General features: G+C 47.6%; 8 protein-coding genes. 5 read left to right on the top strand and 3 right to left on the bottom strand.

The features are described 5' to 3' along the window. Positions 1–375: 375 nt before the first annotated feature. Positions 376–3,687 (bottom strand): carbamoyl-phosphate synthase large subunit, encoded by a 3,312-nt coding sequence (carB, locus tag QT990_RS15265; RefSeq protein ID WP_333143206.1) that lies wholly within the window; start codon positions 3,685–3,687, stop codon positions 376–378. Positions 3,688–4,463: 776 nt separating this feature from the next. On the opposite strand from carB, the gene QT990_RS15260 reads away from it, so the two are divergent. From QT990_RS15260 to QT990_RS15240, 5 genes are all read left to right on the top strand, one after another. Beyond that, complete coding sequence (locus QT990_RS15260) at positions 4,464–4,658, top strand: hypothetical protein (protein WP_333143207.1); 195 nt, start codon at positions 4,464–4,466, stop codon at positions 4,656–4,658. A gap of 1,347 nt (positions 4,659–6,005) precedes the next feature. Further along, a complete protein-coding gene (locus tag QT990_RS15255) occupies positions 6,006–6,263 on the top strand; it encodes a hypothetical protein (RefSeq protein ID WP_333040861.1) in 258 nt (85 codons plus the stop codon). After that, positions 6,256–7,479 (top strand): murein transglycosylase A, encoded by a 1,224-nt coding sequence (locus QT990_RS15250; RefSeq protein WP_333143209.1) that lies wholly within the window; start codon positions 6,256–6,258, stop codon positions 7,477–7,479. The genes QT990_RS15255 and QT990_RS15250 overlap by 8 nt, the downstream gene beginning before the upstream one ends. Positions 7,480–7,632: 153 nt before the next feature. Further along, positions 7,633–8,355, top strand: a complete 723-nt coding sequence (locus QT990_RS15245) for a tetratricopeptide repeat protein (RefSeq protein WP_333143210.1) — start codon at positions 7,633–7,635, stop codon at positions 8,353–8,355. Between the two features lie 223 nt (positions 8,356–8,578). Continuing rightward, positions 8,579–9,466 (top strand): ROK family protein, encoded by an 888-nt coding sequence (locus tag QT990_RS15240; RefSeq protein ID WP_333308486.1) that lies wholly within the window; start codon positions 8,579–8,581, stop codon positions 9,464–9,466. Positions 9,467–9,671: 205 nt separating this feature from the next. Here the strand turns inward: QT990_RS15240 and QT990_RS15235 are convergent, their stop codons facing one another. After that, positions 9,672–10,094, bottom strand: a complete 423-nt coding sequence (locus QT990_RS15235; protein WP_333465424.1) for a hypothetical protein — start codon at positions 10,092–10,094, stop codon at positions 9,672–9,674. A gap of 614 nt (positions 10,095–10,708) precedes the next feature. Further along, positions 10,709–12,367: a CTP synthase gene (locus QT990_RS15230; protein WP_333143212.1), complete on the bottom strand. Its 1,659-nt coding sequence runs from the start codon at positions 12,365–12,367 to the stop codon at positions 10,709–10,711. Positions 12,368–12,403 lie beyond the last annotated feature (36 nt).

Below are 12,403 nucleotides of genomic sequence, written 5' to 3'. Positions count from 1 at the left end.
GGGAATTCATTCCCTGGCGGGCTGCCTGGTTAGCGAGAGGACTGTTTCATTCTCTTGTAGGGGCAATCCCCCCGTGGTTGCCCCGATGTCTGAAACCCCGACCCGCTCGTCTATGGGCTGGGCGGGCACGGCAGGGCGGTTTCATTCTCTTGTAGGGGCAATCCCACGCCCGGTTGCCCCGATAGTCTGAAACCCCGACCCGCTCGTCTATGGGCTGGGCGGGCACGGGGAGTAGGGGTCGCACCGCCCCTACAAAACCCTGGTTTTTCTGAGAATGAAACAGTTCTGGGGTGAGCGAGAGGACTGGCGGACTAAAAGCTTCAGTTGACACTAATAGTGCGCGCTGCACACCCTAAACATAGGGTGTTTCGCCCTCTAGGTTTGCGGGTAATAGTCTTGAATTGCTTTTACTTCCATTGGGTAGGATTTTAGCGATCGAATTCCCGCTGCTGTCGCTTTGGCACCGGCTATTGTAGTAATAATCGGGATTTTGTAAGTCAAAGCTGTGCGGCGGATAAAGATTCCGTCGGCGCGGGATTCTTCGCCGGAAGGCGTGGTGATAATTAGTTGAATTTTCTCATTCTTGATCGAATCCAACAAATTCGGCCGCCCTTCGTGCAGTTTCAATTCTAAATCTACCTGTAAACCTTGCTCTTGCAAAACTTTGCGTGTCCCGTGGGTTGCGACTACTCTGAAACCCAATTCTAAGAATTCCTTGACAACGGGTACAACTGCTAGTTTGTCCCGATCGCGCATCGAAACCAGCACAGTTCCAAACAGCGGCATCATTTGTCCAGCACCGAGTTGAGCTTTGGCAAATGCTTTGCCAAAATCGGTGTCAATTCCCATGACTTCGCCGGTCGATCGCATTTCTGGCCCTAACAAGGTATCAGCTCCCGGAAACTTAGCAAAGGGCAATACAGCTTCTTTTACCGAAACATGAGTGGGTATAATCTCTTCAGTAAAACCCAAAGCTTCTAGAGTTTTGCCCGACATGACTCGCGAGGCCATTTTTGCTAAGGGAACTCCGATCGCCTTGGAGACAAAAGGCACTGTTCGAGAAGCGCGCGGGTTAGCTTCCAAAATGAAAACTTCTTCCCCTTGAACGGCAAATTGAATATTCATCAACCCGATCACTTTCAGCGATTTTGCTAATTCTACAGTCCAGCGGCGGATTGTTGCCAAAGCTGCATCAGAAAGCGTTTGGTAAGGGATAGAACAAGCAGAGTCGCCGGAGTGGATTCCCGCTTCCTCGATGTGCTCCATAATACCGCCGATCGTCACATTGCCAGTAAGATCGGCGATCGCATCGACATCCACCTCGATCGCATTCTCCAAGAACTTATCAATTAAAATCGGATGCTCCGGTTCTACTAGCACGGCATAGGTCATGTAACGTTCCAATTCCGTATCGGAATAAACAATTTCCATTGCTCGCCCGCCTAACACGTAACTCGGTCGCACCACTACCGGATAACCGATGCGTTGAGCTACTATTAAAGCATCCTCAAAACTACGGGCTAAACCGTTAGCAGCTTGCTGAATATCCAATTTCCGCAGAATCTTTTCAAATCGCTCCCTGTCTTCAGCAGTATCAATGGAATCCGGCGAAGTTCCCCAGATTTTTGTTTGTACGTCGGGGTGATTTTCCAGAGCTTTTTGTAAAGGCAGCGCCAACTTCAGCGGGGTTTGTCCGCCAAACTGAATAATTACTCCTTCGGGATTTTCGGCTTCGATGATGTTGAGAACATCTTCTTTTGTTAGCGGTTCAAAATACAGGCGATCGCTCGTATCGTAATCCGTTGAAACCGTCTCCGGGTTCGAGTTGACCATAATTGTCTCAAAGCCATCTTCTCCTAGGGAATAGGAAGCGTGACAGCAGCAGTAATCAAACTCAATTCCCTGTCCGATCCGGTTCGGCCCGCCACCTAAAATCATCACTTTTCGTTTGGTAGAAGGCAAAACTTCCGACTCCGGCGCGAGACTGTGGCCTACAGGCGAAACTTTCTTTTCTTCATCGCCCAATTCCCAAATTGCCGCTCCCGCTTCGTAGGTGGAATAATAATACGGTGTAAACGCTTCAAATTCAGCGGCACAGGTATCGACGGTTTTGTAAATCGGAATTACGCCTAACTGTTTGCGGTAAGCGCGGACTTGATCTTCCGATGTTTTGGTGGCGTAAGCAATTTGGCGATCGCTAAAACCCAACTGCTTTACTTCAAACATTGTCTCTTTTGTGAACTGTTCCAACCGCGTTCGTTTCAAGAACTTCTCAGTTTCCAGCAATTCCTGCATTTTATCCAAAAACCAAGGATCGATTGCTGTGAACTCGAAGATATCTTCCACCGACATTCCCATCATCATCGCGTGGCGAACTGTAAAAATGCGATCGGGATTTGGCGTCCGCAATCCGGCGCGAATTTGTTCCAAACTCGGCAACTTTTCCGGTTTGTCGCAGCCGAAACCCGCGCGGCCTGTTTCCAATCCCCGCAGGGCTTTTTGGAAGGATTCATTGAAGCTGCGCCCGATCGCCATTACCTCCCCAACTGACTTCATTTGCGTTGTCAGAGTGGGTTCGGAACCGGGAAACTTTTCAAAGGCAAATCGGGGAATCTTCGTCACCACGTAGTCAATTGTCGGCTCAAAAGACGCCGGAGTTTTCTTGGTAATATCGTTGGAAATTTCGTCTAGGCTGTAACCTACCGCTAATTTTGCCGCCATTTTGGCAATAGGGAAACCAGTTGCTTTCGAGGCCAAGGCGGAGGAACGGGAAACCCTAGGGTTCATTTCAATAACGATGAAATCTCCGTTGACAGGATTGACGGCAAATTGAATATTGGAACCGCCGGTTTCAACTCCGATTTCGCGAATAATTTTCACCGAAGCATCCCGCAGGCGCTGATATTCTTTGTCTGTGAGAGTTTGCGCCGGGGCGACGGTGATAGAATCGCCGGTGTGGACGCCCATCGGGTCGAGATTCTCGATCGAACAAATAATCACTACATTATCTGCCAAATCCCGCATTACTTCCAGTTCGTACTCTTTCCAACCAATCAAAGATTGTTCGATCAAAATTTGCGATACTGGACTGGCGTCAATCCCGCCTTGTGCCATTTCTTCAAACTCTTCTTGATTGTAAGAAATGCCGCCTCCCGTGCCGCCCATTGTAAAAGCAGGACGAATAATTAACGGATAACTGCCGATTTGGTGACCAATTGCTTTGGCTTCGTCGAGAGTGTTGGCAATTCCCGAAGGGCAAACTGCGACCCCAATTCGCGCCATCGCTTCCTTAAATAATAGTCGATCTTCTGCCATTTCAATTGCTGGCAACTTAGCACCAATCAACTCGACGTTGTATTTTTCTAAAACGCCATTTTTAGCGACTGCTACTGCTAAATTTAGCGCAGTTTGACCGCCCATAGTCGGTAAAACTGCTTGAGGTCTTTCTTTAGCGATGATTTGTTCGAGGATGGCCGGCGTTAGAGGTTCGATGTAAATGCGATCGGCAGTTTCCGGATCGGTCATAATCGTTGCCGGGTTGGAATTCACCAACACTACTTCAAAACCTTCTTCTCGCAAAGCTTTGCAAGCTTGTGTCCCGGAATAGTCAAATTCGCACGCTTGACCGATAACAATTGGGCCGGAACCAATAAGAAGAATCTTTTTTAAGTCTTGACGACGGGGCATAGGTTCGTAATTAGTAATTGGACAAGGTGGAGGATTAATTTGATATTTTGCATCAGTCTTAGAAAGAGGGTTTCTAAGCTGTTCCCCCAAAAGCTTACTCAAAAAAGTGCAAGTTTTGTTGTTAATTTGAAATTGTGCACCATTCTCAGCATTTTGGAAGCAGAACCTCGGAACTCCGGCCCACAGACACCCCCAGCTAACCAGAAATATTGATGAGAAAAGGGTGCAGTCGATCGGTAAATCAAGACTATTTTAAGTGTTGCGGTCAAATCGTGTTCTAAAATACACAATCCCTGTATTCCGCCTGATTAATCATTGTAGAGACTTGGGCCAAGGCTTGTGTTGACTGTGGGGGGGAACGGATAAAATTAACCGGGTTGGATGATGAAATTTCCCGTAGCACGGGCGAGGGCGGGACGCCATCGCCCTCGGAGGATGTGACAATCACAGATCCAGCCATGTAGCCGCGGCGATGGAGGACACGGCAATACCTTGTGCAAAGCGTGTCAACTTAAGCCCATCGTCCGCCAGTCCTCCCACCCGCCCGTCAGTCCGCCAGGGAATGAATTCCCTGTCTAATAGCTAAAGTCCTCTCAAGAGGACTAATGAGTTTAAAAGTCTTCTTCTGAGTCCTCATAGCGAGGACTTGAGTTTTGAGGCAGGGGTTTCAACCCCTGTCGGACTGCGGGTTTAACGTGTTTGTTGACACGACGAAAGGCACGGTGTCGTGTCCCTAGCGTATTTCAGCCTATTTTTGGGCTTTGCGCGATCGGCGAATGAGTACGCTTATCACTTGTCCCGGCTGTGCGCCTCGCTGTGGCGGACTCCAATCCCCGACGGCGGCAAATCCCAGTCGGTACAAGGTGTGGATGGTTTCTAACACGGCTGCGCGGGAACCGACAACCGTTATCCGCACGACTTCCTGTTCCGATACTGCTGAGTCGTCATTTGGACGCGCGGATAAGTTATAAGGAATACCCTGAAAACCCCGTGACTTCAGTCCGGGGATGAAAGGGCGTTGCAGGATTCATCCTGCCTGCTCTCTTTACCCCAGTCTTAAATCTAAAATCTCATCTTTTCAATTCCACAAACTTTCGTGAAAAGTTTTGGACACGACAGGACAGCATGGTAAACTGAAACAGTCAGGGTTAAACTCCCTTGCCCGAAGTGAAACGGGACATGAGACACACTTTTAGGCATAAACCGGGGGACAAAGTGCGGCGAGAACACTCTAAACAGCCAAATCCAGCTAACCTAACTTTTTTACTGGGAATTGTTAAGTAGGGTAGGGCATACCCGAACTCTAGGCTCGTATCCTAGTACGCTTTTGGAGATAGACCCGCTGGGGTGTTTCTGAGTTAGGCTCATCAATTGGTGGTATCCCCACGGTTGAAAGGTTTAAGAATTGCCGCAAGGACAGAACATTTTAAGGTCAGTCGCTGAATTAAGAATCCCCTCGGCTTCAGCCAGGGGAGTGTCAACGTCAGGTACGAATTCCTGTGACATAATATGGTCTCCTGGTTTTTGGTTTTCCTAGAAAACCAAAAACCCAGCCGCCCCGCAGGTTAACACAGAGCAGGGCGGCTACAGAGAGTGTTAAAATTCTCAACTAGCCTCCATACTGCTTACTCAGTTTGGCGGTTAGCTGTCCATTGCTGTTGGTAGCAGCTTTGGGCAGTGCAACTAGATTTTTGAGCGACGTGGGCTGCTTCCTCTTTGAGGAAAGCAGCCTTATTTTCACAGCGTAGCCGCAGAGGGGGGCCGCCGTCAATCGATTTTAGATTTTAGATTTTAGATTTTAGATTGGGGTTTTCCTCCTGCAACTCAATCGATTTTAGATTTTAGATTTTAGATTGAGATTTTCCTGCAACAACTCTCTGGTCTCTCCCACCCTCCCCTTCTCCCCAGGGCTGCTTCATTCTCAAGAAAACGATGATTTTGACTCTTGTAGTGCTACCCCTACTCCCCGTGCCTACCCTCCCCATCCACGATTTGCTCGTGTTTCAGAGATTGGGGCAGCCACGGGGGGCTGCCCCTACAAGAGAATGAAACAGCCCTGCCCGTCTCCCCTTCTCCCACTCTGCCACTCTCCCCCCTCTCCCTCTCCCCGTCCCTCGACCCAGCCTACTAGATGAGGGAATGCGCCGAGGAAGATGTAAAATATGGAATCGTTCCAAAAGCTTAAAATCAAAAAACTAAAATACAGATATGCCTAGAACACAAGTGCGAATATTCCTTGCACCTGTTGCTTGAGGGCGACCACATCAATTTTAGATTTGAGATTTTAGATAGTCCTCCAACAACTCTCCCCATCTGCTATGCCTAGAACACCCAGCGAATATTCCGTGCACCTGCTGCTTGAAGGCGGCCATCGCGAAGAAGTACGTTTCGCAACGCTGCAAGATTTTCAAAAGTGGTACAGCAGTACGCTGGTGCCGAAACAAGATTCAAGAGAATTTCTTAATGTCCCGATTAAAAATATTCAAGGCGAATACATGGTAGTTCGGCCTACCAGCGTTCTCGCAATTCGCGTAGAACCGATATTTACTTCTAGCGTCGAACGATTCGATGAATAAGGAAAATAATCAATTCAGTAGGGAAGATTGGAAATTGAGCAAGATTTTTCGCTATCAGCTATTAGCCATTGCCTGTTGCGTTTTGGCGATCGCTTTTTCGGTGCCCGCCGTTGCAGTTCCATCGCTGCAACCAATGACTGTAAATCAATTACAAGCGAGTGGGTTGGAGTCGATCGCCTTTGACGCTCAAATCTGGGGCGAAAATGGCAAACCGGGCGATAAAGAATTGCTGTTAAGGTCGATCGACCACAGCCTCCGCTATCTCAATACATCGGCCGCCGCCAGCGCTTACAGCCGCTATCCAGTCGCAGGAGTTACGCGCGATCGAGTCCGCCGTTCCCTCGATCGATTCCGCCAATTAGTTGTCAGTTCCACAACGCCAGCACAACTTCAGGAATCAGTCAAGCGCGAATTTGTATTTTACAAATCCACGGGCAAAGACGGCAAAGGAACAGTAGCATTTACAGGTTATTTCGAGCCGACTTACGCAGCATCTCGCACGCCGAATTCCGAATACCGTTATCCCCTGTACCGGATGCCGCCAAACATGGCATCTTGGCCGAAACCTCACCCGACAAGATTGCAATTAGAAGGCGCAGATGCTTTGCAGGCAAGTAAAGGATTGCTGCGAGGATTAGAATTAGTTTGGTTGCGCGATCGATTCCAAGCATTTCTCGTGCACGTCCAAGGTTCTGCGAGATTGCAACTAACAGATGGTAGCGAGATGACCGTCGGTTTTGCAGGCAAAACCAGTCACAGTTATACAGGAGTCGGGCGAGAATTAGTTAAAGACGGAAAGTTTACTTTAGAAGAGTTAACTTTGCCGAAACTAAGGGAATATTTTACCAACTTTCCCGCAGATATGAACAAATATTTGCCTAAAAATGAAAGCTTTGTATTCTTCCGGGATAGTAATGGAGCTCCAGCCACAGGAAGCATTGGAGTGCCAGTAACTGCCGAAAGGTCGATCGCCACCGACAAAGCTTTAATGCCACCCGGTGCACTAGCATTAATTAGTACAAAACTCCCTTATCCGAATGCGGCGGGACAACTCGAACAAAATGCCGTGAATCGGTACGTTTTGGATCAGGATACTGGCGGCGCAATCAAAGGCGCGGGGAGAGTTGATGTATTTATGGGAACGGGGGATTTAGCGGGCGATAGGGCCGGTTATATCAACTCAACTGGAGAACTGTATTATCCGCTTTTAAAGTAGATTAATTCTACTTCACGTGATTGTTAGTTGTGCGTCGCAATCCCGGACACGGCACTGCCGTGTCCCTACAGACATCGCCGACAATCTCGATGTAATCCTACTTTTGATAATTGCTATAAAATAGAAAATACCCCACTCCTCCCAACCCCACAAATGCTAAACAAAATTCTGCAATTCTTCAAACGACTAATTCAGCGGCTGTTCGGAACCCCAACCAAACCCTCCCCGCCTTCGGAAAATACCGCCATCCGCCCAACATTAACTGACGCGGAATACGAATCGAAATTCATGGAAATTCTAGAAGGGGTGAATGCTGGCTGGAGTCGAGGGGATGTAGCGGGATTCTTAATCGCAAAACGCCTTAAAGATGGTGAAGTGGCTGCTTGGCTGCGACGGTTTGGGCAAAGATTGTTAGAGGGGGAAAACCTGCAGGGCGGGCACGGGGGCACCGCCCCTACGGATGCGGTGGCATCGCTTCAGGAATTGGCGCAGCGGCTGGTATTGTTAGGTAGAATTGGCAGCGGGGAATTGTCAGAGGTGGCGCGGCAAATTGGGCGGGAGATATTGACACGGTTTCCGCTGCCGGAGGTTGAGGAGGAGGATACAAAGGGGAGGGTGATTGAGGCGGTGTTTGTTGGGGATGGTTTGGGTTTTTCTGGGGAAGTGAATCGCAGAGGCGCTGAGGCTGCGGAGGCAGAATCGGAAGTTAATGTAGAGGCGAAAGCGTGGTGCGAGAGAGGGAATGAGCAGTATAATTTAGGAAGATTTGAAGAGGCGATCGCATCTTATAACCAGGCAATTGCTCTCCAACCAGATTATCACGATGCTTTGCACAACCGAGAGGTAGCGCAACGTAAGTTAGGCGAAATTAAATAGGCGAACTCGCTTGTCTCCCTAATTTTTGCTACGTATTGCGATCGGTATGATACTATTGAGAATTAAGCGCAGTTTTCGTCGCTAATTATTATACACTAAAATAGGACTTTTAGGACTTCAGTCCTCACTAAACACTGAATTTGTAAGGTGCCAAGGCGGATAACACAAAATATTTATCCTATTAAAATTAATCGCAAATTCTTCCATCCCAAACCCAAATTGAATGACACAAGTAATCGGCATTGACTTAGGCGGAACCGCCATTAAACTCGGCAGATTCAGCGAAGACGGCATTTGTCACCAATCCTTAACTGTTCCCACCCCTCAACCCGCAACGCCAGAAGCCGTTGTAGCTACAATGACCGATGCTATTTTACAACTTAATCCGGTCGAAAATGCTGTAAGTGCGATCGGCATCGGTACTCCAGGCCCCGCAGACGCCGCCGGCCGAATAGCGAGAGTAGCAATTAACCTCAAAAACTGGCATAACGTCCCCCTAGCTGACTGGTTGGAAGCTAAAACCGGACTGCCGACAATATTAGCAAATGATGCCAACTGTGCCGGATTGGGAGAAGCTTGGTTGGGCGCAGGAAGGCACTTTAAAGACCTAATTTTAATAACTTTAGGTACAGGAGTCGGCGGCGCAGTTATCCTAGACGGCAAACTATTTGTAGGTCATCAAGGCGCGGCCGGAGAACTAGGATTGATTACTATAAATCCCGACGGCCCGGAGTGCAACAGCGGCAATCGCGGTTCTTTAGAACAGTACGTTTCGGTGCAAGCAATTCGCCGAGAAACGGGTTTGGAACCCCTAGAATTAGCAAATCTAGCTAAGTCTGGAGATGCCAAAGCTTTAGAATTCTGGCAAAATTACGGGCGCTATCTGGGTATCGGTTTGGCAAGTATAATTTATATTTTGACGCCGGAAGCTATTATTATCGGCGGTGGAATTAGTGCAGGTGCAGAATTTTTCTTGCCGCAGGTTCGAGAAGAAATTCAGCAACGTGTACTGCCGACTTCTCGCGAAGATTTACAGTTATTGGTTGCTGAATTGGGCAATCAAGCAGGGATGGTAGGGGCAGCAAAATTAGCTTGGCAGCTTGTTCAATAGTTAAAATTAAAAAAAGCAGCGCATTTTACTGCGCTTTTTTAATATCTAAAATTATGGTGCAACCTAAGCACTTTAGCTCAAAAAAAATAGAATGAAGGTGAGGAGTTACTAAACATAGTCTCCTTCATTGTTCATGCTTCTAAATTAATGACTAATGACTAATGACTAATGACTAATGACTAATGACTAATGACTAATGACTTCTTCATGGCAGAGATTGTCCAGTCGTCTTTTTAATGTATTCCTGAATTTCTTGATAAGCGTCCGGGTTGCTTTGGCGCAGGATAATAATATTAGTTGCGCTGTCAGGCAGGCAAAAGCTTAGCCGACCGTTCTGTTCGCAAGCAAAAGAGCTAATTCGACTCATATCGATCGCAAATTCTTTGCGGTCATAATTAATTTTAATCCACGAACCTCTAGAATTGCGATCGATGGTTTTTTTTAGGTAATCGAGAACTTGCTTGTAAGCCTCAGAATTGCCTTGGGGATTGAGGATAATCGGCTGACTGCTATTAGGCAGCCAAAAGGTGATACGCTTGTTATCCAGTTCGCTAGAAAAAGCACTAATAGTGTCAAGGTCAATTATGTATGTACTTTTCTCATAAGTAATTTTGCTCCAATAAGCCACAAAGCCTCCTCAAACCGGTGTTTCCTGGTATTTTAGGATAATTTGACAACTCCTACCATTTTAGATTTTAGATTTTAGATTTTAGATTGGGCATGACTGATGACTATCGGGGTTTGGAAGTTGCCTACAGTTGCATTTTTTTTTTGAAACTGGTATCACCCTTGAAATCCGTAAAAAGTTAAGTAAAAATATCAGCATTTTTACCCAATACGGTTCAGTTAAAACTATTTATTCCTCGGAGATCCCCCTAAATCCCCCTTAAGAAGGGGAGTAGGGGTTGACTTTGAGTAAGTTCTTGTCCCCCCCTTTTTAAGGGGGGTTAGGGGGGATCGAGCTTAACTGAACCGTATTGCATTTTTACCTTCTGCCTTCTGCCTTCTCCCTTGTGGTACTAGCCCCCCAGCCCTAGCATAGGGGTTGGGGGGGAGGTTTTTCACTCGTTGAGAATGCTGCCCGATATCTAGTCCGGTAAGTGCGACCCCTATCAAATCCTATTGGTCTGTTGGGTGGGTTTTGTAATGTCGATTGTCTGGGCGATTTGAATATTGTCTACTCGGAACCGCCCCTACAGACATCTAATATATCAGAACTAATCGATCGCACATGATATGAGATCAGTTTGCGACAACTTTCCCAGCCACCAAGTCGCGACCCTCATCTTCTAAAACATCCTGCTTTCCCTGGATGCTAGCGGCCTGGATAAACCCTTGAAACAATGGGTGGGGGGCGCTAGGTCGAGATTGGAATTCGGGGTGAAATTGGCAGGCTATGAAAAAGGGATGGTTGGGAAATTCGATCATTTCTACCAATCGGCCGTCTGGAGATGTACCGGAGACTGCATAACCTGATTCTAAGAAAAGATTGCGGTAGGCGTTGTTAAATTCGTACCGATGGCGGTGCCGCTCGTAAATCACTTCTTTCTGATAAAGTTTGAAAGCTAGCGTGTCTGGGTTGACACGGCACGGATACAAACCCAGTCGCATTGTACCGCCCAAATCGACTACATCTTGCTGTTCTGGCAATAAATTAATTACCGGATTTGCTGTATCTGGGTTAAATTCAGCGCTGTTGGCATCCTGTAGTTGGGCGATGTTGCGCGCCCATTCAATCACAGCACACTGCATCCCCAAACACAATCCCAAAAATGGAATTTTGTGGTGTTTAGCATATTCGATCGCCGCTATTTTGCCGTCAACTCCCCGAACCCCAAAACCTCCCGGTACAACAATGCCGTTGATACCTTTGAGATAATTATCGAGGTTTCCCGATTCTAAATCTTCTGAGTTAATCCAGTGTAAATTCAGGTCGCAGCCGATCGCAATTGCCGCGTGCCGCAAAGCTTCGACCACCGAAAGATAAGCATCGTTCAACCGCACGTATTTGCCAACTAAAGCAATATCAATTTTGTGATTGGGACTGTAAAGCCTGTTGACTAAAGTTTGCCACTGATGCAAATCTGGCTGGCGATGTTCGAGTTGCAGCAAATTGAGGGTTTGTTGGGCCAAACCTTCCTGTTCCATCATCAGCGGCACTTCGTAGATACTTTTAGCATCTTGAGCGGTGATGACACATTCTTCGGGGACGTTGCAGAATTCCGACAATTTCTGTTTCATGCCCAAAGACAGGGGGCGATCGCACCGACAGACTAAAATATCTGGTTGAATGCCGATCGATCGCAATTCCTTCACCGAATGCTGAGTCGGTTTAGTTTTCATCTCCCCAGCCGAAGGAATCCAAGGTATCAGCGTGACGTGCATATACACAACATTTTGCCGGCCGACATCCTTGCGAAACTGGCGAATTGCCTCCAAAAACGGCAAAGATTCAATATCTCCCACCGTTCCGCCAATTTCCGTAATCACCACATCGGGATTAGTATTTTTTGCTACCCGGTGAATTCGCTCTTTAATCTCGTTAGTGATGTGCGGAATCACCTGCACCGTGCTCCCCTGATACTCACCGCGGCGTTCTTTGTTGATCACCGCTTGATAAATGGAACCCGTGGTGACGCTATTGAGGCGAGACATGGAAGTATCGGTAAAACGCTCGTAGTGCCCCAAATCCAGGTCAGTTTCCGCACCGTCTTGCGTGACAAAGACTTCTCCGTGCTGAAACGGGCTCAGAGTGCCGGGGTCAACGTTAATATAGGGGTCTAGCTTCAAAATCGAGACAGAATAGTCCCGCGACTTTAATAGGCGGCCCAAGGAAGCACCGACAATTCCCTTGCCGATGCTGGAAACCACGCCGCCAGTCACAAACACAAATTTGCTCATAGGATTTTCGACTTTAGATGCTTCAATGTCAGGTCA

It is taken from the genome of Microcoleus sp. T3_B1 (assembly GCF_036700445.1).
Lineage (GTDB): Bacteria > Cyanobacteriota > Cyanobacteriia > Cyanobacteriales > Microcoleaceae > Microcoleus.
Note: the sequence above shows the minus strand (reverse complement) of the source record. Positions and strands in the feature narration are given on the sequence as shown.

What these genes read in the sequence shown, in the direction of transcription:
- QT990_RS15240 (WP_333308486.1), top strand. Translation starts at nt 8,579, where the DNA reads ATGACACAAGTAATCGGCATTGACTTAGGCGGAACCGCCATTAAACTC.
- QT990_RS15255 (WP_333040861.1), top strand. Translation starts at nt 6,006, where the DNA reads ATGCCTAGAACACCCAGCGAATATTCCGTGCACCTGCTGCTTGAAGGC.
- QT990_RS15245 (WP_333143210.1), top strand. Translation starts at nt 7,633, where the DNA reads ATGCTAAACAAAATTCTGCAATTCTTCAAACGACTAATTCAGCGGCTG.
- QT990_RS15260 (WP_333143207.1), top strand. Translation starts at nt 4,464, where the DNA reads ATGAGTACGCTTATCACTTGTCCCGGCTGTGCGCCTCGCTGTGGCGGA.
- carB (WP_333143206.1), bottom strand. Translation starts at nt 3,687, where the DNA reads ATGCCCCGTCGTCAAGACTTAAAAAAGATTCTTCTTATTGGTTCCGGC.
- QT990_RS15230 (WP_333143212.1), bottom strand. Translation starts at nt 12,367, where the DNA reads ATGAGCAAATTTGTGTTTGTGACTGGCGGCGTGGTTTCCAGCATCGGC.
- QT990_RS15250 (WP_333143209.1), top strand. Translation starts at nt 6,256, where the DNA reads ATGAATAAGGAAAATAATCAATTCAGTAGGGAAGATTGGAAATTGAGC.